Genomic DNA, 21,731 nt, shown 5'->3' with positions numbered 1-21,731 from the left:
GCGGTGCGGGCGTGGGAGAATGGTCGGATGCGGATCGTCTTTGCCGGAACCCCTGAGTTCGCCGTACCCAGTCTCCACGCGCTTCGCGCCGCCGGGCACGAAGTCGTGGGAGTGGTCACCCGCGAGGATGCTCCGCTCGGGCGGAAGCGCGTGCTCACCCCGTCGCCGGTCGCGGTGGCGTCCGAAGCTCTGGGAATTCCGGTGCACCGGGCGAACCGTCTCGATGACGAGGCCACTGCTTGGGTGCGTCAGCTCGCTCCCGAGCTCGGGGTGATCGTCGCGTACGGCGGCCTCGTTCGAGAGCCGCTGCTCAGCACGCCGGAGCTCGGGTGGATCAACCTGCACTTCTCCGCGCTGCCGAAGTGGCGCGGTGCGGCTCCCGTCCAGCGCGCATTGGAGGCGGGGGAGCAGCGCCTCGGCGTGACCGTGTTCCGCCTGGTCGCAGCGCTCGACGCCGGCGACATTCTGACGACGGATTCGCGGCAGTATCCGGAAGGAACGTCTGCGGGCGCTGCGCTCTCAGATCTCGCTTCGTTCGGCACCGGCGCGCTCGTCGAAGCCGTGGAACTGCTCGGGGCGGACCCCGCGGCGGGCGCGCCTCAGGTCGGAGAGGCGAGCTACGCCGAGAAGCTCACGCGCGAAGACGGTCGCCTCGATCTCGGGCGCGGGGCCCGTGACGTTCTGGCGCAGTGGGCCGCGATGACGCCGGAGCCAGGGGCCTACGCGATGCATGACGGGGTGCCGTTGAAGGTCAGGGAACTGCGCGCCCCGTCGGGCTCCGACTCACCACCGGGCGTCGATGCGATGCAGGCCGGCGCGGTCGGCCTGCTGGAGGGAAGGGCGATGCTCGCCCTCCACGACGGGATGCTCGAGCTGGTGCGGGTGCAGCCGGCGGGAAAACCGGCGATGGACGGCGCCGCGTGGTTGCGCGGACGCGATGGACGGGCGGAACTCGCATGAGCGGAACGCAGCACGGCGCGCGCGGCCGGGGCCGCAGCGGCGGCGCACGGGGCGGAAGGCCGGACCGGCGCGAGAGCGCCGAGCGGAGCGGAGCGGCCATCTCGCCCGCTCGGCTCGTCGCTTACGATGTGCTGCGCGATGTCGAGGATCGCGAGGCCTATGCGAATCTCGCCCTCCCGGGGCGCATCCGAGAGGCGGGGCTCGATACGCGCGACGCTGGCCTCGCAACGGAGCTCGCCTCCGGCGCATTGCGGTGGCGCGGCAGGTACGACCGGATCATCGAGCTCGCGGCAGATCGCGAGATCGAGCGCATCGATGCCAGAACGCGCAACGTCCTGCGGTTGGGCGTCCATCAGCTGCTCGGCATGCGCACCGCGCCGCACGCAGCGGTGAACGAGAGCGTCGAGCTGCAGCGGCGCGTGGGCAACCGCGCAGCGGCCGGCTTCGTGAACGGCGTGCTCAGGAGCATCGGGCGTGCATCGAATGAGGAATGGGATGCGCGGATCGCGGAGTCCGCCGCCGGGGTCGACGATGCCCGCGCCGCGCTCGCCTCGCACCCGGCGTGGGTGATTCGCGCCATGCAGGACGCGTTGCGGATCGAAGGGCGTGAAGACGAGCTCGACGCACTGCTGGTCGCCGACAACGCGGCTCCGCGCGTCAACGTCGCGATCCTGCCGGGCGCCGGGGTCACTCCGATCGAAGCTGCCGAGCGCGCTGCGGAGGCCGAGGTCGTCGTTTCGGGACCATCGCCGCTCGGCGTCGAGATCGGGGGCGGTGACCCCGCACGCGCCATCGCGGCCAGTGGAGCGCGGCGTGGATTCGCGCGTGTGCAGGATCAGGGTTCGCAACTCGCCGCGCTCGCGCTCACCCGCGCGCGGCCGGTGCGGCCCGGGGAGCGTTGGCTCGATCTGTGCGCCGGGCCCGGCGGAAAGACGGCCGTCCTGGGAGCGGAGGCGCTCATCGGGGGCGCGAGCGTGCGTGCGAACGAGGTTGCAGCGCATCGCGCGCAGCTCGTGCGGAACTCGGTCGCGGGAGTCGCGGGCGCGGTCGACGTGGTCTCGTTCGACGGCCGGGATGACGAGGCGTACGGCGGCGAACGGTTCGACCGCATCCTGGTCGATGCGCCATGCTCAGGGCTCGGCGCATTGCGGCGCCGGCCCGAAGCCCGCTGGCGAAAGCAGCCATCCGACCTCCCAGGGCTCACGCGGTTGCAGGCGGAGTTGCTGCAGGAGGCGTGCGCCCACCTCGCTCCAGGAGGAATCCTCGCCTACGTGACGTGCTCGCCTCACCTCGCGGAGACGCGGGTCACCGTGGATCGTCTGCTGCGCAGTCGAGCGGATCTGGTGGAGATCGATGCGCGCGCGGTGGTCGGGGAGGTGGCACGGGAGCCCCTCGATCTGCCGGGAGACGGGTTGAGCGTCCAACTCTGGCCGCATCGACACGGTACGGACGCGATGTTCATCTCGCTCATCGAGCGCCGCGCGGTCGACTCCTGATCTGGTGGATGTCGGAGGTCGGGCTTACCCTGTGAGCATGACCCCGCATCCGGAGCCGGAGGCACCGCCGCCTTCGACCGCGCCGACGCCTCCCGAGGGAGGCATGCGCACGTTCCTGCACGTGCTCGTGAACACCGCGGTCGCCAATCTCACCACCAACTTCCTCTGGTTCGCCGTGGTCTTCTGGGTGTACCTCGAGACACGCAGCATTCTCGCGACCGGGGTGCTCGGGGCGGTCTACATGATTCTGATCGCGCTGTGCTCGATGTGGTTCGGCTCACTCGTCGACCGGATGCGCAAGCAGCGGGTGATGCTCGTCTCTGCGGTGTCGTCGCTCGTCGCATTCGTCACGGGGTGCGTGATCTTCTTCGTCGTTCCCGAGACCGAGCTCCTGCGTCTCGACCGCCCCTGGTTCTGGCTGTTCACGCTCATCGTGCTCGCCGGCTGCGTCGTCGAGTTGCTGCGCAACCTCGCCCTGTCCACGACCGTGACGCTCCTGGTGCCGACGGAGCGGCACGCGAATGCGAACGGCCTGGTCGGCACGGTGCAGGGGCTCGCATTCATCGCGACGAGCGTCTTCAGCGGATTGTCGGTCGGGTTCCTCGGCATGGGCGTCACGATCCTCATCGCGACGGTGCTCGTCGGCGCGCCCATCGTCCATCTGCTCGCGCTCCGCATTCCCGAGCCTGAGATCGTGCAGGACCCGACGCGCAGCGCTGTCGATTTCCGCGGCGGCATGGCGGCGATGCTCGCCGTTCCCGGCCTGATCGCACTCGTGTTCTTCTCGACGCTCAACAATCTCTCCGGCGGCGTGTTCATGGCGCTGCTCGACCCGTACGGGCTCGAACTCTTCCCCGTCGAAGTATGGGGCATCGTGTTCGGAGTCGCCTCGACGGGATTCATCGTCGGCGGCGCCGTCGTTGCGAAATGGGGGCTGGGGAAGAACCCGATCCGCACGATTCTGATGCTCGCCGGGCTGCTGGGCGTGCTCGGCATGGTGTTCACGCTGCGCGACTGGCCCTGGCTCTTCATCTCGGGGATCTGGCTGTTCATGGCGCTGATGCCGGCGGTCGAAGCTGCAGAGCAGACGGTCATCCAACGCGTGGTCCCCTACGAGAAGCAGGGCCGCGTATTCGGTCTCGCCATGACATTCGAAGCCGCGGCAGCACCGATCACGTCACTGCTCATCGCCCCGATCGCGGAGTTCTGGATCGTGCCGTACATGGAGGAGCCCGCGGGAGCAGCCAGCTGGGGCTGGCTGCTCGGATCGGGCGAGAGCCGGGGTATCGCGCTCATCTTCGTGTGGACCGGCGCCGCCATGGTGCTCGTCGCAGTCGGTGCGTGCTTCACTCGCGCCTATCGCGTGCTTTCGCAGAGCTACGCCGCCGCTCCCGTCGCTCCTGCTGCCGCTGCCCCCGCGCCATCCGCTGCTGCCGCGCCCCCACCCGCCCCGGCGGGGCCGACTGTTACGGGCGACGGGGACGAGCCCGTGCGCACGACGCCCTAGGCTGGGGTCGTGACCGCGCAGCGCATCAACCCGAGTATTCTGTCCGCCGACTTCGTGAACCTGCAGAGCGAACTGGAGGCGATCAGCACCGCCGACCTCGTGCACGTCGACGTGATGGACAATCACTTCGTGCCGAATCTCACGATGGGACCGCCCATCGTCGAGCGCATCCAGGGAGTCTCTCCGGTACCGCTCGACGTGCACCTGATGATCTCCGACGCGGATCGCTGGGCGCCCGGATACGCGGACCTCGGCGCCTACTCGGTGACGTTCCACGCGGAGGCCGCGGAGGATCCCGTGGCACTCGCGCGGGCGCTCCGGGCACGGGGAGCGCGCGCCGGCATCGCGCTGAAGCCGGGCACCGACCCCGAGCCCTACCTCGAACTGCTGCCCGAGTTCGATCAGGTGCTCGTGATGACCGTGGAGCCCGGCTTCGGCGGGCAGTCGTTCATGCACGACATGATGCCGAAGCTCCGTCGCGTCGCCGAGGCGAGGGCTCGCTTCGGTCTCGACCTCTGGTTGCAGGTCGACGGGGGGATCACGGTCGATACGATCGGGATCGCGGCCGAAGCGGGTGCCGACACCTTCGTGGCCGGTTCGGCCGTGTATTCGGGGGTGCCGGAGGAGCGGATCGCCGAACTGCGCACGGCAGCAGCGGCGCACGCGCACTGACCGGGCGACGGTCGGCGCGATCCGCCGTCGACGCGAAACCCGCTAGGCTGTTCACGTGAAATCGTTCGAGGCGCTCTTCGCCGAACTCAGCGAAAAGGCGGCCGCCCGCCCTGAGGGGAGCGACACTGTCGCCCGCCTGGACGCCGGGGTGCATGCGATCGGGAAGAAGATCGTCGAGGAAGCCGCTGAGGTCTGGATGGCCGCGGAGTACGAATCCGACGAAGCGTGCGCGGAGGAGATCAGTCAGCTGCTCTACCACCTGCAGGTGCTCATGCTCTCGAAGGGCATGCGTCTCGAAGACGTCTACGCGCATCTGTAGCATCGACGAGCGGGTCGCTCCGCACGTCGATGCTCGCCGCTGACCGCACTCACTGGCCGGCTCCTCGGCCGCACGGAAGGACTTTCACGCATCATGCTCCGCATCGCCGTCCCCAATAAGGGATCCCTCTCTGAAACCGCAGCCGAGATGCTGGCCGAAGCCGGCTACTCGGGTCGCCGCGACAGCCGCAAGCTCGTGCACACCGATGCCCGCAACCAGGTGGAGTTCTTCTACCTGCGCCCGAAGGACATCGCGACCTACGTCGGCTCAGGAGCCTTGGATGTCGGCATCACCGGCCGCGACCTGCTGCTCGACTCCGGATCGGAATCGCGCGAGATCGCCGCACTCGAGTTCGGCGATTCGACCTTCCGCTTCGCTGCACCGGCGACGAGCGAGATCTCTGATCTCTCCGACCTCGCCGGCAAGCGCATCGCGACCAGCTACCCGAAGCTCGTCGATGACTTTCTGCGCGCGCGGGGCGTGGAGGCCGAGCACGTGAAGCTCGACGGAGCTGTCGAATCCGCCGTGCAGCTCGGCGTCGCCGACGCCGTCGCCGACGTCGTCTCGACGGGAGCGACCCTGCGCGCAGCTGGTCTAGAGATCTTCGGGCCGGTCATTCTCGAATCGACCGCGGTGCTCATCGGGGGGCCGAACGCCCACCCCGACATCGATCGACTCCTGCGTCGACTGCAGGGCGTGCTCGTGGCGCGCAAGTACGTGCTCATGGACTACGACTTGCCCGTCGAGCAGCTCGATGAAGCGTCTCGGGTTGCAGGCGGCATGGAGTCCCCGACCGTCTCGCCGCTGCAAGACGACCGCTGGGTCGCCGTCAGGGTGATGGTCCCCTCCGATGATGCCAACCAGATCATGGATCGGCTGTACGATCTCGGCGCCCGTGCCATTCTCGTGACCGCGATTCACGCGGCGCGCCTCTGAGAGGCTGCGATATGTCGATTGCGACACGCGTCATTCCCTGCCTCGACGTCTCCTGCGGACGCGTCGTCAAAGGCGTCAACTTCCTCAACCTGCGCGATGCGGGTGATCCCGTCGAGCTCGCCGCCAGGTACGCCGCGCAGGGCGCGGACGAACTCACGTTCCTCGATGTCACGGCAACAGTGGACGATCGGTCGACCACCTACGACGTCGTGCGTCGCACCGCGGAGCAAGTGTTCATCCCGTTGACCGTCGGCGGGGGAGTGCGGGGCCCCGAGGACGTCGCGAGGCTCCTCGGCGTCGGCGCCGACAAGATCGGGATCAACAGCGGCGCGATCGCCCGTCCCGACGTGATCGGCGAGATCGCCGACCGCTTCGGCGCTCAGGTGCTGGTGCTCTCGCTCGATGTGAAGCGCAGTCCGCGCACGCCGTCGGGCTTCGTCGTGACCACGCATGGTGGAAAGCGCGAGACCGACCTCGACGCGCTCGAATGGTGCCGCGAAGCAGTGGATCGAGGCGCTGGCGAGCTGCTCGTGAACTCGATGGACGCCGACGGCACCCTCGCCGGCTTCGACCTCGAGCTCACCGCGCTCGTGCGCGAGATCTCCGAGGTGCCGATCGTCGCGTCGGGCGGCGCGGGGCGGCTCGAGCACTTCGCGCCCGCGGCCGACGCGGGCGCCGACGCGGTGCTCGCCGCTTCGGTCTTCCACGACGGGACCTTCACCATCGGTCAGGTGAAGGCAGCGCTGGCGGCTGAGGGCCACACCGTACGCACCGCGATCTCAGGGGCGGAATGATGAGCGACATCGATCCCGTACCCAACGATCTCGTCTTCGCCCACGACGGCCTGCTGCCCGCGATCATCCAGGACGACGAGTCGGGCGATGTGCTCATGCTGGCGTGGATGGATCACGAAGCGGTGCGGCGCACGCTGACGACCGGGCGCGTGACGTTCTGGTCCCGTTCGCGTCGCGAGTACTGGAGGAAGGGCGACACCTCCGGGCATCGCCAGTACGTGCGCGGTGTGGCCATGGACTGCGACGGAGACACGCTGCTCGTGCGTGTCGTTCAGATCGGCGCCGCGTGCCATACGGGGACGCGTACCTGCTTCACCGATCGCGACGTGACCGCGCTCGTCGGCGATCCCTCAGGAGATGCCTGACGCACGGGCGCCCCGGGCGTCCGCGGTAGGCTGAAGCGGTGAGCCTGACCACCACGCGCGCCGCGTTCGACGCCGCGCGCGACTCCCATGCCGTCATTCCCGTCTGCCGCGAGATCTTCGCCGATGCCGACACGCCGGTCGGCATCTATCGCAAGGTCGCTGCCTCCCGCCCCGGCACCTTCCTGTTGGAATCGGCGGAGCAGGGAGGGGTCTGGACGCGCTTCAGTTTTGTCGGAGCCGGAAGCTTCGGCGTGCTCGGGGAGCGCGACGGAAGAGCGCACTGGGCGCAGGACCGGGCATTCGACGTCTCTGCCGAGCGGTTGCTCCCCGGGGGAGTCGACGCGCTGGCGCCGGTCGAGGCGCTCAGCGCGCTCTATGAGCGCTGGCGGTCGCCGCAGGTCGCTGGCCTTCCGCCACTCGCGAGCGGGTTCGTCGGATACCTCGGTTGGGAGACCGTGCGACAGTTCGAGAAACTCGAGCACGGGCCCTCCACGGGTTCCGGCTTGCCGACGCAGGGCCTCAGCTTCGTCTCCGAACTCGTCGTCATCGACCACCGCGAGGGCAGCGTCGTGCTGCTCGCGAATGTGCTCAACGATGCGGCGCTCGGCGATCCAGCACCGCACGGCGCCGCCGGGTCGGCCGATGCCCAGTGGGCCGACGCGCAGACCCGACTCGACGCCCTGCAGGCGGCGCTCGCGGCCCCCGAGCGCTCACCGCTGAACACCGTGGATCGCGAAGCGACCGCTGAGCCGACACGATTGACGAGCACGCCAGAGTACGTCGCTTCGGTCAAGGCGGCGAAGCGCTACATCGTCGACGGCGACATCTTCCAGGTGGTGCCGTCGCAGCGCTTCGACCAGACATGCACTGCGGACCCTCTCGATGTGTACCGAGTGCTCCGCCATCTCAACCCGAGCCCGTACCTGTACCTGCTGCAGCTCGAAGACGCAGCTGGCGAGCCGTTCTCGGTCGTCGGGTCGAGCCCGGAGGCGCTGGTCACGGTCCAGGAGGGCGGCCACGTGCTCACTCATCCGATCGCGGGCTCGCGCCCGCGCGGCGCCAGCATCGAGGAAGACCAGCAGTACGAGCGCGACCTCCTCGCCGATGAGAAGGAGCGCGCCGAGCACCTCATGCTCGTGGACCTGGCGCGCAACGATCTGCTGCGGGTGTGCGAACCGGGGTCGGTCGAGGTCACCGAATTCATGCGGATCGAGCGCTTCAGCCACATCATGCACATCGTCTCGAGCGTCGAGGGGCAGAAGCGGCCAGAGGCGAATCCGGTGGACGTCTTCCGCGCGACCTTCCCCGCTGGCACGCTGTCGGGGGCTCCCAAACCGCGCGCGCTGCAGATCATCGACGAACTCGAGCCGGTGCAGCGCGGCGTCTACGGCGGCGTCGTCGGATACTTCGGCCTCGGTGGGGCTGCCGATCTCGCCATCGCGATCCGTACGGCGACGATCAAGAACGGGATCGCGATGGTGCAGGCGGGTGCCGGCGTCGTCGCGGACTCGGTGCCGGAGACCGAGGACGCGGAGTGCCGAAGCAAGGCGGCTGCGCCGTTGCGCGCCGTCGCCATCGCGAACACGCTCCACGCACTCGGGGAGGCCGCTGATGCGTCCTAAGCTCCTCACCATCTCCGCGATCGCCCTCGTGGGAGCGCTTGGACTGCTCGCCGGATCTCAGACCTGGGTCTCGTTCATGGTCGACGGGACGCACAGCGTCGAAGCGGTCGCCGGCCACGAGGTCAACGCAGCGGTGTCCCCGATCTCGATCGCCATCGTCGCCGCGGCCCTCGCGCTGACGATCGCCGGCCCCGTCTTCCGCCGCGCCCTCGGCGTCCTGGTCGCGCTGCTCGGCGCCGGGCTGTCGGCGCTCACGATCAGCGTGCTGGCTGCGCCGCTCACGGCGCTCACGGGAACGATCACGTCGCTCACCGGGATCTCGGGTGAAGCGACCACGGATCTCGTCGTCTGGAGCCGCCTCTCGGCCTGGATCTGGGTGTGCGTCGTCGCTGGCGTGCTCGCCGCGATCCTCGGCCTGGTCGTCGCCGTCTTCAGCGGCACCTGGGCGGCAGGCGGGCGGAAGTACGACGCCGCCCCGCGGCCGGCCGATGTCTCCACGAACACGCCGGACCGCATCTCGGACTGGGACGCGCTCTCGGGCGGAGACGATCCCAGCGACGGCGAGGCCGACGACGCGGGTCGGAAACGGTGACGTCGTGGGCGGCCGGCTCGCCGGGCGCTTGCGGCGGTGCCAGAACCCATCCCGGATTTCCGCTAGTCTGGGAACGTCGAAATCTGTTCAGAGGAGATTCATGAGTACCCAGCACGGAGACCCCGGCCACGGTGATTCGCCGGCCGCATGGACAGCGGTCGTGGTGATGCTGATCGGCATCGCCGCCGGAACCGTCTTCTTCTTCCTTCATATGCCCGTACTCGTATGGGCGTGTGTCGGAGTCGTCGTCGTCGGTGCGCTGCTCGGGTGGATCCTCTCGAAGGCCGGATACGGCGTGAACGGCCCGAAGTTCACCCCTCCAGCACACGACTGACGTGCTCGAAGATCTGCTCGCCGGCTCGCTCGAGGACGCGGCCTCGCGCCGCGAGCTCCGGTCGTACTCGGTAGTCGAATCCGATGCCCTCGCCGCTCGCCCGGCGCTCGACGCACTCGCTGCGCTCGCGCCCGCCGAGCACATGAAGGTGATCGCCGAGGTGAAGCGTGCCAGCCCATCGCGCGGCGATCTCGCCGAGATCCCGCTTCCACAGGACCTCGCGGCTCAGTACGAGGCCGGCGGTGCGAGCGCGGTGAGCGTGCTCACCGAGGAGCGGAAGTTCAAGGGATCCCTCGCCGACCTGGAAGCCGTGCGCAAAGCGATCAGCATTCCCGTGCTGCGCAAGGACTTCATCGGAGATGAGTACCAGGTGCTCGAGGCCCGTGCTGCCGGAGCCGATCTCGTGCTCCTCATCGTCGCCGCGCTCCCGCAGGACCGCCTCATCCGCCTCCACGATGTGATCCGCGAGCTCGGCATGACGCCGCTCGTCGAGGCGCACAGCGCTGAGGAGGTCGCGCGAGCCGTGGACCTCGGCGCTCAGCTCGTCGGAGTCAACGCGCGCGATCTGCGCACCTTCGAACTCGATCGAGACCTGTTCGGACGAGTCGCGGACCAGATTCCGGCCGGCGTAATCCGCGTGGCGGAATCGGCCGTGCTCAACGTCGCGGATGTGGAGCACTACCGCGAAGCGGGAGCCGACGCGGTGCTCGTCGGCGAGGCGCTCGTGACGAACGACCCCATCGCGACGCTGCAGACCTACGTGAGCGTCTGAAGCGTCTCAAGCTGAAAAGGACACCAGTGACCGAATCGACGACCGGCGTCACCAGCCTGCGCGACCAGCATGGTCCGTTCTTCGGAGAGTTCGGCGGGAGGTTCATGCCGGAATCGCTGATCGCGGCGATCGACGAGCTGACCGACGCGTACGCAGAAGCGCAGGCCGACCCCGCCTTCCGCTCTGAACTGGCGGAGTTGCTGCTCTCGTACGCCGGGCGCCCATCACCCATCACCGAGGTGCCGCGCTTCGCCGAGCACGCAGGTGGGGCACGCGTGTTCCTGAAGCGCGAAGACTTGAACCACACCGGCTCGCACAAGATCAACAATGTGCTCGGTCAGGCGCTGCTCACTCGACGGTTGGGCAAGACTCGCGTGATCGCCGAGACCGGAGCCGGCCAGCACGGCGTGGCCACCGCGACGGCTGCAGCGCTCTTCGGCCTCGAATGCACCGTGTACATGGGCGAAGTCGATACCGAGCGTCAGGCATTGAACGTCGCGCGGATGCGTCTGCTCGGCGCTGAAGTCGTTCCCGTCAGGACCGGTTCTCGCACGCTCAAGGATGCGATCAACGAGGCGTATCGCGATTGGGTCGCGAGCGTCGATCGCACCAACTACATCTTCGGGACCGCCGCTGGGCCGCATCCGTTCCCGGCGATGGTGCGCGACTTCCAGAAGATCATCTCCGAAGAAGCCCGTGCTCAGCTGCTCGAGCGCATCGGCCGTCTTCCGGATGCCGTCGTCGCGTGCGTCGGGGGCGGTTCCAATGCGATCGGCATGTTCGACGCGTTCCTCGACGACGCCGATGTGCGCCTCTACGGCGTGGAAGCCGCAGGCGACGGCGTCGACACCGACCAGCACGCGGCGTCGATCGAGCGCGGGCGCCCCGGCGTGCTGCACGGCGCGAGGACGTACGTGCTGCAGGATGACGACGGGCAGACCATCGAATCTCATTCGATCTCCGCCGGCCTCGACTATCCGGGCGTCGGGCCGGAGCACGCGTGGCTCGCGGACATCGGGCGCGCGGAGTACATTCCCGCCACCGACGACGAGGCGATGCAGGCGCTTCGGCTGCTGAGCCGGACCGAGGGCATCATTCCCGCTATCGAATCGGCGCACGCCCTTGCGGGGGCGCAGCGGATCGGCACCGATCTGGGGTCGGACGGCGTCGTGCTCGTGAGCCTGTCGGGCCGCGGCGACAAAGACATGGCGACCGCAGGCCGCTACTTCGGGCTGCTCCCGGAAGACGGATCGGAGATCGACGGATGACCGAGCACGGATCCAGCGTCGCGAAAGCGATCCTCGCTGCGAACCAGGAGCGCCGGGGAGCGCTCGTGGGGTACCTGCCAGTGGGCTTCCCCGACCTGGACACCAGTGTGGAAGCCGCGATCGCGATGGCACGAAGCGGAGCCGACGTGTTGGAGTTCGGCGTACCGTACTCCGACCCCGTGATGGACGGCGCGGTGATCCAAGAGGCCACGCAGACGGCTCTCGCGGCGGGCTTCCGTCTCGCCGACGTCTTCGAGGCAGTGCGTCGCGTGCGGGATGCCGTAGACGTGCCGGTACTCGTGATGACGTACTGGAACCCCGTGATGCAGTACGGGGTGGACGCGTTCGCTCGCGACCTCGCGACTGCTGGCGGCGCCGGGCTGATCACACCAGACATCACGCCGGACTCCGCAGACGATTGGATCGCGGCGAGCGAGGCTCATGGACTCGATCGCGTGTTCCTCGCAGCTCCGAGTTCGACGGATGCGCGGCTCGCGCTCGTGAGTCGCGCGAGCACCGGGTTCGTCTACACGGTCTCGACGATGGGGATCACGGGCGAACGCGCCGAGCTCGACGCGGCAGCCCGGGGGCTCACGGCGCGGCTCCGCGAGCAGGGCGCAACGCTCGCCTGCGTCGGCATCGGTATCTCGACGGCTGAGCAGGTCGCCGGTGCGCTCGAATACGCGGACGGTGCCATCGTCGGCACCGCATTCGTGCGTGCGCTGCGCGACGGCGGCGTGCCGCAGCTCGCCGAAACCGTCGCGGGCATCGCGCGAGGCACCGCGCGCTAAGATTGACCCGTCCGCCGCGCGGCACGATCGCGCGGCATCCACCCGAGTCCTGCGGCGCGAGGCCGCCGGCGAAAGAGGAGTGAATGATTCTCCCGTTGAGCATTCCGAGCCCCGAGCTGCAGTATCTGCAGCTCGGTCCGTTCCGGATCTACTTCTACGCGCTCTGCATCATCGTCGGCATCATCATCGCCGGCATCTGGACGGCGCGACGGCTGGGACAGCGCGGCGGCGAGCGGGGAGCAGTCTTCGACTTCCTCGTGTGGTCGCTCGTGCTCGGGATCCTGGGAGCCCGGCTCTACCACGTCGTCACGCACTGGGGAGACTACTTCGGCGAGGGCAAGAACCCGTTTGAGATCTTCGCATTCTGGAACGGCGGCATCGCGATCTTCGGCGCGCTCATCGGGGGAGCGATCGGCGTGCTCATCGCGTCGCGGATCACCGGCATCCGGTTCTGGTCCTTCGCGGACGCGCTCGTGCCCGGACTGCTGATCGCGCAGGCGGTCGGTCGTCTCGGCAACTGGTTCAACCATGAGCTCTTCGGCGGCCCAACGACGCTCCCGTGGGGGCTCGAGATCGAGTCGACGAACGCGGCATTCCCCATCGGACTGCCCGAGGGCACCCTCTTCCACCCGACCTTCCTCTACGAGGCGCTGTGGAACATCCTCGGAATCATCGTGCTGCTCGCCATCGAGCGGAAGTGGCGTCCGCGGTGGGGCACCTTCTTCGCCCTCTACCTCATCTGGTACGGCGTCGGCCGCGCATTCACCGAGTCGCTGCGCGTCGATCCCAGCCTGCTCTTCCTCGGCGTGCGCACCAACGTGCTCGCTGCGATCCTGGCGATCGTGGTCGGCATCGCGCTGTTCATTCTGCGCCGTCATCGCCACGTCGGGCTCGAGAACACCGTGTACCTGCCCGGCCGACGCCATCCGGGAGACACCGTGCTCGCCGATACCGCCGACACGAACGAGTACTACCACGTGATCGATCGCGGCGACGGTACGTCCGTCTCGGCATCCGAGACAGAAGCGCTGCCCGATGCGTCGCTCGAGCCCGCGAGCGGCGTCGAGCCCAGCAAGACCCACTAACGAAGGAGCACGCTGCATGCGTCACGCCAAGATCGTCGCCACTTGGGGACCCGCTGTTTCCAGCTACGACCACACGCTCGCGCTGATCCAGGCCGGCGTGAACGTCGCGCGGCTCAACATGTCCCACGGCACCTACAACGTGCATGAGGGCATCTACAGGAATATTCGTCGCGCCGAGGCCGAGGTCGGTCGCCCGATCGCGGTGCTCGCGGATCTGCAGGGTCCGAAGATTCGTCTTGGCGTGTTCGAGGACGGCCCGTATGCGCTCGCTGTCGGCGACGAATTCGCGATCACGACGCGCGACGTGGTCGGGAATCGCACCGTCGGCGGAACCACGCACAAGGGACTGCCGGGTGACGTCAGCGCCGGTGACCCGTTGCTGATCGATGACGGCAAGGTCACCCTTCGCGCCGTGCGCGTGACCGAGGACACGGTGCACACCGTGGTCGAGGTGCCCGGTTCGATCTCCAACAACAAGGGGATCAACCTCCCCGGCGTTGCCGTGAACGTTCCTGCGCTCTCCGACAAGGACGAGGAAGATCTGCGATGGGCGCTCGCGCTCGGCGTCGACTACATCGCACTCTCCTTCGTGCGCGACGCCGCCGACATCACCCGCGTGCACGAGATCATGGATGAGGTCGGAGTGCGTCTGCCGGTGATCGCGAAGATCGAGAAGCCGCAGGCAGTCGAGCACCTCGAAGGCATCGTCGCTGCGTTCGACGGGATCATGGTCGCCCGCGGTGATCTCGGCGTCGAACTGCCGCTCGAGCGCGTGCCGCTGGTGCAGGCCGAGGCGGTGACGATCGCGCGTCGGAATGCGAAGCCGGTGATCGTGGCGACCCAGGTGCTGGAGTCGATGATCGAGAACCCGCGCCCCACGCGCGCGGAGGCCTCTGACTGCGCGAACGCCGTGCTGGATGGCGCCGACGCCGTCATGCTCTCCGGAGAGACGAGCGTGGGCGCCTACCCGATCGAAGCGGTGGCCACGATGGCGAAGATCATCGAGGCGACTGAGGATCACGCGCTCGACCGCATCGAGCCCCTCGGGGCGGCTCCCCGCACTCAGGGAGGCGTGCTGACGCTCGCAGCTTCTGACGTGGCCGACTTCGTCGGCGCGCGCTACATCTGCGTCTTCACGGAGTCGGGCGACACCGTGCGACGGATGTCGCGCCTGCGACGGCCGATGCCGATCATCGGGTTCACTCCGGATCCCGATACTCGTCGACGCATGGAACTGACGTGGGGCGCACGCAGCTACGAGGTGCCGCGCGTCGACAGCACGGACGAGATGTTCGTGCAGGTGGACAAAGTGCTGCTCGAGCACTCGCGCATCGAGGTCGGGGAGAAGGTCGTCATCATCGCCGGGTCGCCTCCCGGAGTCGTGGGAACGACGAATACGCTGCGGATCCATCGCATCGGTGAGGCCACCGGTCTGCTGCCCGAGGCCGGTCCGCGTAAGTTCACGAAGATCGCGGAGGACCCGCAGGCCTGATCCTCGGGCTGCGGCGGCGACGCGCCCGTGGGCCGCCGCCCGACGTGAGACACGGCCCCCATGCGATAGGCTTGGGGAGTTCGCCGAATTGGTGGAATTGGCAGACACGGCGCACTCAAAATGCGTTGCCGAAAGGCGTGCGGGTTCAAGTCCCGCATTCGGCACGAACGACACACCCCCGGCTTCGCGCGATACTTCGCGGAAGCCGGGGGTGTCGTGGTTCAGGAGGCGCGGAGCGCTCCCGGCGTTCGGACATCGAGGGGCGACCAGGCGGAAGCCGCCAGCGTGATCGCGATGACGCCGCAGTCAGTTTCCCGGGCGAAGGTTGCCCGGATACTTGCTGCCGGTGGCCTCCGCCGCCGCGAGTTCCCCATCTTCTCCGGTGACGATGAGGCCGGTCGTGGAGCTTGCCGATTCTCCGAGGCGCAGAAGCCACTTCTTGTTGATCTCAGGCACTCGACTGCCGACGAACTTGAAGGTGAGCGTCGTCTCCGGAGACAGCCAGATGGCAGTGCGCCCATCGCCGGTTCTCATGCTGTCTTTCCACGACATGAGAAACGACTCTTCTCGCATGAGCTTCTGGACGATGATGATCTGGAGGTGGGTGAGCAGTCGATCGTCGAAGTGCGTGGTCAGACCGTTGTACCGGATGGATCCCATGATGTGGTCCTTTCGTTCGCAACCGTCTTTGGTCGCTGGAGCTACTCTCAAGCATCGCAGCTCATCGGACGCAGAGCGACCTATTCAGGTGATTGCTCCTGGGGGCGGGCTCGCCGCCCTTGCACGGTGCGGGTGTGCGCTGCGCCGCAGGGTACGGGTGCGCCGGGGATGAGGGCTAGCCCCTGGTGGCAGAGCCCTGCTCCGCGCAGACTGGGTCCCCAACCACCTGAGGAGGACACCATGTCGATGAACAATACCAGCGCGCATCCCGACGGCGAAGAGGGGCGTGCACCGATCTCGCAGCCGAGCGGAGAGGATGATCTCCTGGTGCAGCACGGGCACCCTGAGGCGCCTGAGTTCGGGGAGGACGACACGGAAGAACCGGAGCCTGTCGCGAATCTCGAGTAGGGTCGGAAATCCACAGCGAGAATGACGTAAGCTGGTGGAGTGAATGACCAGAGCACTGCACCGAGCGCTCCGCGACGCGTTGTCGTCGCGGAAGACGAATCCCTGATCCGCCTCGATATTGTCGAGACCCTGCGCGATAACGGTTTCGAAGTGGTCGGTGAGGCGGGAGACGGCGAGACGGCGGTGAAGCTCGTCGAAGAACTGCGTCCTGACCTCGTGGTGATGGACGTGAAGATGCCGCAGCTCGACGGCATCTCGGCAGCCGAGCGGATCAACAAGACGCATCTCGCTCCCGTGGTGCTGCTCACTGCGTTCAGCCAGCGCGAGCTGGTCGAGCGCGCGAGCGAGGCCGGGGCGCTTGCCTACGTCGTGAAGCCCTTCACGCCAGCCGACCTGATCCCGGCCATCGAAATTGCGCTGTCGCGCTTCCAGCAGATCGTGGCGCTCGAGAGCGAGGTCGCCGATCTCGCAGAACGATTCGAGACGCGCAAGCTCGTCGATCGGGCCAAGGGAATCTTGAACGACAAGATGGGATTGAGCGAACCCGAGGCGTTCCGCTGGATTCAGAAGGCATCGATGGATCGCCGACTGACGATGCAGGACGTCGCGAAGACCATCATCGACCAGCTCGGGCCGAAGAAGGACTGACGCCCCCTGTCGAGGCGAACGCCCCGGACCCGCTGATGCGGTCCGGGGCGTTCGTCGTTCTCAGGCTTCGGAGTCCTGGGTGATCCGCTTGTAGAAGTTGGTGATGCGAATGGTCGAGCACCGGATCCCGCGCGCGTCGGAGACAACGATCTCATGCACCGCGACACTCCGTCCGAGCTTGATCGGACTGCACACGCCGGTCACGACTCCCTCCGTGGCCGAGCCGGTGTGGGTGGCGTTGATGTCCAGCCCCACGGCGACGCAGCCATCGGGGGCGTGAAAGTTCGCGTGCATCGAGCCCAGGGTCTCGCCAAGCACCACATACGCACCACCGTGCAGCAACATCACCGGCTGCGTGTTGCCCTCCACGGGCATCGTCGCGACCGCCCGTTCGGGCGTGAACTCGATCATCTCGATGCCCATGCGGTCGGCGAGTGCGCCGAGACCGCGGTGACGAATGTACTCGATCGCGTCTTCAGGGGAGGAAGCTGCTGCGCTGGGAAGAGCGGACATCGGTGCCTTTCGTCGTGTCGATGACACGCGCGAGCCGGGGGCGACGGCGTCCGTCCTGCGGAATGTCGGCGGCGGATTGTAGGCTGGGCACGTGTCGAACACTCAGCCTACCCTCATGGTCATCGATGGCCACTCGCTTGCCTTCCGCGCGTTCTACGCGCTTCCGGTCGATAGCTTCCAGACCCAGTCCGGGCAGCACACCAACGCGATCCACGGCTTCATCGCCATGTTGATCAACCTCCTCGGCAACGAGCGACCGGATGCGCTCGCGGTGGCGTTCGACATCTCTCGGCACTCCTTCCGCACCGAGGAGTATCCCGAGTACAAGGGGACCCGCGGCGAGACGCCGCCCGAGTTCAAGGGGCAGATCCCGCTGCTGCAGGATGCGCTGCACGCGATGGGTATCCGCACGATCGAGAAAGAGAACTACGAGGCCGACGACATTCTCGCGACGTTGGCGACGCGGGCGTCCGAGCACGGATATCGGGTGCTGGTGGTGAGCGGCGATCGCGACACGATTCAGCTGGTCGACGACCGCGTGACGCTCCTGTACCCGTCGAAGCAGGGTGTGAGCGAACTGACGCGCTACGACGCGGCGAAGGTCATGGAACGCTACGGGATCCGTCCCGAGCAGTACCCCGAGATCGCTGCGCTCGTCGGGGAGACGAGCGACAATCTGCCGGGCATTCCGCGAGTCGGTGAGAAGACGGCCGTGAAATGGATCAATCAGTTCGGCTCACTCGAAGAGATTCTGCGGCGTCAAGACGAGGTCGGCGGAAAAGTGGGGGAGAGCCTTCGCGAGCATGCGCATCTGGCTGAGCGCAATCGTCGCTTGAATCGTCTGGTGCGCGACGTCGAACTCAACGTCGAGCTCGATGAATTGAAGCGGGGCGAGATCGACATGGCCGCCGTGCAGGAGATCTTCGCGAAGCTCGAGTTCCGCACCCTGCTGCAACGCGTCGGCAAACTGGCCGGCGCCGCCGTGCCGGCTGGCGGCGCGACGTCCACGGTGTCGCCGTCGCTCGCTCCCGAACGGCCCGTACCGAAGAATCTCATCGACGAGGAACTCGCCGACTGGCTCGCGAAGCACGAGTCTCCCGCGGTCCTCATCCGAGAACTCGACGGCGGCTATGACGTCGGCATCGCTACCGCAGACTCATCGGTGCAGTTCGACTGGCAGCCGGCGGGGCGCGATTACGCGCTCTTCGAGCAATGGCTCGCGTCCGACGCCGCAAAGGTCTTCTACGATTCGAAGCAGCAGCTCGCCCTGGCGCGACGAGCGGGTGCGCGCATCGGCGGAATCGCCGGGGACGTGCTGCTTGCGACCTGGGTGCTTCGGCCGTCGGCTGCGGAGAAGAGCCTCGCCGACGCCGTGTTCCGGTATCTGGGGGAGCAGGTGCCGGAGGGCGACCCGAACCAGCTGGTGCCCGAGGAAGGCAGTGTCGCGGACACCGCGACACTCGCCTGGTACACGGTGCGCACGCACGCCGCAGCGGTGGAGCGTTTCGAGTCGCGCTCCGCGGAGATCTACCGCGAGATCGAGCTGCCGCTCGTCTCGGTGCTCGACGGCCTGGAGTACCGCGGCGTGCAGGTCGACGAGCCGCTGTTCGAGGCCCATCACGCAGAGCTCACGGAACGCGTCGCCCGTCTGCAGCAGGAGGCATTCGACGCCATCGGGCACGAAGTCAATCTGTCATCGCCGAAGCAGCTGCAAGAAGTGCTGTTCGACGAGCTCGACATGCCGAAGACGCGAAAGACGCAGCGCGGGTACACGACCGACGCGGCGGCTCTCGCTGAGTTGCAGGCCAAGCAGCCGCACCCCTTCCTGGACGCCCTGCTCGGGCATCGTGACGCGAACAAGCTGCGCCAGATGATCGAGACTCTCATCAAATCGGTGCAGCCGGACGGTCGTATTCACACCACCTTCGTGCAGACCGGATCGAGCACGGGTCGTCTCGCGTCGACGGACCCCAACCTGCAGAACATCCCGGTGCGCTCGGAAGAGGGGCGACGGATCCGCGAGGGGTTCATCCACAGCAGCGAGTTCGAGACCCTGATGACGGCCGATTACTCGCAGATCGAGATGCGCATCATGGCGCACCTCTCAGGCGACGCCGGTCTCATTCAGGCCTTCAACGCCGGCGAGGACCTCCATCGCTTCGTGGGCGCGCGCATCTTCGGCGTCGATCCTCAAGACGTGACCAGCGAGATGCGCTCGAAGGTCAAGGCGATGTCGTACGGATTGGCCTACGGACTCTCAGCGTTCGGACTCTCGAAGCAGCTGAACATCAGTTCGGCAGAGGCGAAACAGCTCATGACCGACTACTTCGAGCGCTTCGGCGGGGTGCGCGACTACCTCCGGTCGGTGGTCGATCAAGCGAAACGCGACATGTTCACCGAAACGATCTACGGCCGCCGTCGGCCGTTCCCCGATCTGGCGAGCCCCAACCGCGTCCTGCGCGAGAACGCCGAGCGCGCAGCCCTCAACGCACCCATCCAGGGCTCGGCCGCCGACATCATCAAGCGCGCGATGATCAGGGTCGAACTCCGGATGCGCGAGGCGCAACTCGCTTCGCGCATGCTCCTGCAGATCCATGACGAACTCATGTTCGAAGTGGCCGCTGGGGAGTGGGACACGCTCGAAGCGATCGTGCGCGAAGAGATGGCCGGAGCTGCAGAGCTCTCGGTGCCGCTCGAGGTGCAGGTCGGTCACGGCGCGAATTGGAACGCCGCCGCGCACTGAGCAGGTGCGCGCCGAACCGGCAACGGCAGTCGCGGTTCCCAGCGGAACGACCCCTGAACCGTTGGGACGCGCCGGTGAATCACGCGATTGATCCCGGGCGCGCCCCGGGGTAGTATGAATTGTCACATCTGTGGCGACTCAACCATGTCCACGCGTGGGGGCACTTGCGAATCTGCGAGATTCGGCCAAGACCGGCGTGCTTCCGCCTCGATACCCTGTCCATTCTGGAGACCAATTACATGACGAACGCAACGACCGAACGCAAGCAGGTCGCAGTTAACGACATCGGCTCAGCCGAAGACTTCCTTGCAGCGGTCGAATCGACCCTGAAGTTCTTCAACGACGGCGACCTCATCGAGGGCACCGTCGTGAAGATCGACCGCGACGAGGTGCTCCTCGACGTCGGGTACAAGACCGAGGGCGTCATCCCCTCGCGCGAGCTGTCCATCAAGCACGACGTCGACCCCGGTGAGGTCGTCGAGGTCGGCGATTCCGTCGAGGCACTCGTGCTCCAGAAGGAGGACAAGGAAGGTCGCCTCATCCTGTCGAAGAAGCGTGCTCAGTACGAGCGCGCTTGGGGCGACGTGGAGAAGATCAAGGAGAACGAGGGCGTCGTCACCGGCACCGTCATCGAGGTCGTCAAGGGCGGCCTCATCGTCGACATCGGGCTCCGCGGCTTCCTCCCGGCATCGCTCATCGAGCTGCGCCGTGTACGCGACCTGACGCCCTACCTGGGCCAGGAGATCGAGGCGAAGATCCTCGAACTCGACAAGAACCGCAACAACGTCGTGCTCTCGCGTCGTGCGCTGCTCGAAGAGACCCAGTCGGCCACGCGCTCGTCGTTCCTCGCCGAGCTCAAGCCGGGCCAGGTCCGCAAGGGCGTCATCTCGTCGATCGTCAACTTCGGCGCGTTCGTCGATCTCGGCGGCGTGGACGGCCTCGTGCACGTCTCGGAGCTCTCCTGGAAGCACATCGAGCACGCCTCCGACGTCGTCGAGGTCGGACAGGAAGTCACCGTCGAGGTGCTCTCCGTCGAGCTCGACCGCGAGCGCGTCTCGCTGTCGCTCAAGGCGACGCAGGAAGACCCGTGGCAGGTATTCGCACGCACCCACGCGATCGGTCAGATCGCCCCGGGCGTCGTCACGAAGCTCGTTCCCTTCGGCGCGTTCGTCCGCGTCGCCGATGGCATCGAGGGCCTCGTGCACATCTCCGAGCTCTCGGGTCAGCACGTCGAGCTCGCTGAGCAGGTCGTGCAGGCCGGCCAGGAGGTCTTCGTCAAGATCATCGACATCGATCTCGATCGTCGCCGCATCTCGCTCAGCCTCAAGCAGGCCAACGAGGGCGTCGACCCCGAGGGCACCGAGTTCGACCCCGCACTCTACGGCATGACCACGGAGTACGACGAGAACGGCGAGTACAAGTACCCCGAGGGCTTCGACCCTGAGACCCAGGAGTGGAAGGAAGGCTTCGAGTCGCAGCGCGAGAAGTGGGAGCAGGAGTACGCTGCCGCTCAGGAGCGTTGGGAAGCGCACAAGAAGCAGGTCGCTTCCATGCTCGCGGAGGCCGCTGCTGCGCCCGCTGCCGAGGCGCCTTCGTCGACGTTCTCGAGCGATGCGGCTTCGGCCGGCGCTCTCGCCGACGACGCTGCGCTGGCTGCACTGAAGGCTCAGCTCGAGGGCAACTAACCCTCATCGCACGCCAGAAGGCCCGGTCCCCGCTTCGGGGGCCGGGCCTTCTGGCGTCCGCGCCGCAGC

General features: G+C 67.3%; 22 protein-coding genes and 1 tRNA gene. 21 read left to right on the top strand and 2 right to left on the bottom strand.

Translation table 11 applies throughout. From position 1 onward, the window contains the following. The first annotated feature begins 27 nt into the window (after positions 1-27). From WFH23_RS07670 to WFH23_RS07590, 17 genes are all read left to right on the top strand, one after another. Positions 28-960, top strand: a complete 933-nt coding sequence (locus tag WFH23_RS07670) for a methionyl-tRNA formyltransferase (protein ID WP_336662105.1) — start codon at positions 28-30, stop codon at positions 958-960. Next, on the top strand, positions 957-2,456 hold the full coding sequence (locus tag WFH23_RS07665; protein WP_336662104.1) for an RsmB/NOP family class I SAM-dependent RNA methyltransferase: 1,500 nt from the start codon (positions 957-959) through the stop codon (positions 2,454-2,456). The genes WFH23_RS07670 and WFH23_RS07665 overlap by 4 nt, the downstream gene beginning before the upstream one ends. A 103-nt stretch (positions 2,457-2,559) precedes the next feature. Then, positions 2,560-3,963, top strand: coding sequence for an MFS transporter (locus WFH23_RS07660; protein WP_336662150.1), 1,404 nt, complete (start codon positions 2,560-2,562; stop codon positions 3,961-3,963). Positions 3,964-3,972: 9 nt separating this feature from the next. Further along, the gene (gene rpe / locus WFH23_RS07655; RefSeq protein ID WP_090149299.1) at positions 3,973-4,635 is read left to right on the top strand and encodes a ribulose-phosphate 3-epimerase; all 663 of its coding nucleotides are present in this window, start codon (positions 3,973-3,975) and stop codon (positions 4,633-4,635) included. Positions 4,636-4,690: 55 nt separating this feature from the next. Beyond that, the gene (locus WFH23_RS07650; RefSeq protein WP_090149295.1) at positions 4,691-4,954 is read left to right on the top strand and encodes a phosphoribosyl-ATP diphosphatase; all 264 of its coding nucleotides are present in this window, start codon (positions 4,691-4,693) and stop codon (positions 4,952-4,954) included. Positions 4,955-5,047: 93 nt separating this feature from the next. Next, positions 5,048-5,890 carry an ATP phosphoribosyltransferase gene (gene hisG, locus WFH23_RS07645; protein ID WP_090149288.1) on the top strand — a complete coding sequence of 281 codons (843 nt, stop codon included), beginning with the start codon at positions 5,048-5,050 and terminating at the stop codon, positions 5,888-5,890. Positions 5,891-5,901: 11 nt separating this feature from the next. Next, complete coding sequence (gene hisF / locus WFH23_RS07640) at positions 5,902-6,684, top strand: imidazole glycerol phosphate synthase subunit HisF (protein WP_336662103.1); 783 nt, start codon at positions 5,902-5,904, stop codon at positions 6,682-6,684. After that, complete coding sequence (gene hisI, locus WFH23_RS07635) at positions 6,681-7,049, top strand: phosphoribosyl-AMP cyclohydrolase (RefSeq protein WP_370567871.1); 369 nt, start codon at positions 6,681-6,683, stop codon at positions 7,047-7,049. The genes hisF and hisI overlap by 4 nt, the downstream gene beginning before the upstream one ends. 38 nt (positions 7,050-7,087) lie before the next feature. Then, positions 7,088-8,671, top strand: a complete 1,584-nt coding sequence (locus WFH23_RS07630) for an anthranilate synthase component I (protein WP_336662102.1) — start codon at positions 7,088-7,090, stop codon at positions 8,669-8,671. After that, positions 8,661-9,263, top strand: coding sequence for a Trp biosynthesis-associated membrane protein (locus WFH23_RS07625; protein ID WP_336662101.1), 603 nt, complete (start codon positions 8,661-8,663; stop codon positions 9,261-9,263). Before WFH23_RS07630 ends, WFH23_RS07625 begins: the two co-directional genes overlap by 11 nt. A 100-nt stretch (positions 9,264-9,363) precedes the next feature. Beyond that, positions 9,364-9,597, top strand: coding sequence for an HGxxPAAW family protein (locus WFH23_RS07620; protein WP_090149265.1), 234 nt, complete (start codon positions 9,364-9,366; stop codon positions 9,595-9,597). 1 nt (position 9,598) lies between these two features. Continuing rightward, positions 9,599-10,369 (top strand): indole-3-glycerol phosphate synthase TrpC, encoded by a 771-nt coding sequence (trpC, locus tag WFH23_RS07615; RefSeq protein ID WP_336662100.1) that lies wholly within the window; start codon positions 9,599-9,601, stop codon positions 10,367-10,369. Between the two features lie 104 nt (positions 10,370-10,473). Beyond that, positions 10,474-11,637: a tryptophan synthase subunit beta gene (gene trpB, locus WFH23_RS07610; RefSeq protein ID WP_336662149.1), complete on the top strand. Its 1,164-nt coding sequence runs from the start codon at positions 10,474-10,476 to the stop codon at positions 11,635-11,637. Beyond that, a complete protein-coding gene (gene trpA, locus WFH23_RS07605) occupies positions 11,634-12,428 on the top strand; it encodes a tryptophan synthase subunit alpha (RefSeq protein ID WP_336662098.1) in 795 nt (264 codons plus the stop codon). The genes trpB and trpA overlap by 4 nt, the downstream gene beginning before the upstream one ends. A gap of 83 nt (positions 12,429-12,511) precedes the next feature. Continuing rightward, positions 12,512-13,513: a prolipoprotein diacylglyceryl transferase gene (lgt, locus tag WFH23_RS07600; RefSeq protein ID WP_336662097.1), complete on the top strand. Its 1,002-nt coding sequence runs from the start codon at positions 12,512-12,514 to the stop codon at positions 13,511-13,513. A 16-nt stretch (positions 13,514-13,529) separates the two neighbouring features. Beyond that, complete coding sequence (gene pyk / locus WFH23_RS07595; RefSeq protein WP_211648491.1) at positions 13,530-15,005, top strand: pyruvate kinase; 1,476 nt, start codon at positions 13,530-13,532, stop codon at positions 15,003-15,005. An 82-nt stretch (positions 15,006-15,087) separates the two neighbouring features. After that, positions 15,088-15,169: transfer RNA gene (locus tag WFH23_RS07590), tRNA-Leu, on the top strand. 142 nt (positions 15,170-15,311) lie between these two features. Here the strand turns inward: WFH23_RS07590 and WFH23_RS07585 are convergent. Continuing rightward, positions 15,312-15,665: a DUF7882 family protein gene (locus WFH23_RS07585; protein WP_336662096.1), complete on the bottom strand. Its 354-nt coding sequence runs from the start codon at positions 15,663-15,665 to the stop codon at positions 15,312-15,314. 240 nt (positions 15,666-15,905) lie between these two features. On the opposite strand from WFH23_RS07585, the gene WFH23_RS07580 reads away from it, so the two are divergent. Beyond that, complete coding sequence (locus WFH23_RS07580; protein WP_176698328.1) at positions 15,906-16,073, top strand: hypothetical protein; 168 nt, start codon at positions 15,906-15,908, stop codon at positions 16,071-16,073. Between the two features lie 39 nt (positions 16,074-16,112). Next, positions 16,113-16,721, top strand: coding sequence for an ANTAR domain-containing response regulator (locus WFH23_RS07575; RefSeq protein ID WP_029608346.1), 609 nt, complete (start codon positions 16,113-16,115; stop codon positions 16,719-16,721). Between the two features lie 60 nt (positions 16,722-16,781). Here the strand turns inward: WFH23_RS07575 and WFH23_RS07570 are convergent, their stop codons facing one another. Then, positions 16,782-17,234, bottom strand: a complete 453-nt coding sequence (locus WFH23_RS07570) for a hotdog fold thioesterase (protein ID WP_336662095.1) — start codon at positions 17,232-17,234, stop codon at positions 16,782-16,784. A gap of 115 nt (positions 17,235-17,349) precedes the next feature. Between WFH23_RS07570 and polA the strand changes: the two genes are divergently transcribed. After that, a complete protein-coding gene (polA, locus tag WFH23_RS07565; RefSeq protein WP_336662148.1) occupies positions 17,350-19,977 on the top strand; it encodes a DNA polymerase I in 2,628 nt (875 codons plus the stop codon). 239 nt (positions 19,978-20,216) lie between these two features. Beyond that, entirely contained in the window at positions 20,217-21,662 is a 1,446-nt protein-coding gene (rpsA, locus tag WFH23_RS07560; protein WP_090149227.1) for a 30S ribosomal protein S1, read from the top strand. Positions 21,663-21,731 lie beyond the last annotated feature (69 nt).

It is taken from the genome of Leucobacter sp. USHLN154 (assembly GCF_037145595.1).
Taxonomy (GTDB): Bacteria; Actinomycetota; Actinomycetes; order Actinomycetales; family Microbacteriaceae; genus Leucobacter; species Leucobacter alluvii.
The sequence above is the reverse complement of the archived record's forward strand: the minus strand, read 5'-3'. Positions and strand labels throughout refer to the sequence as shown.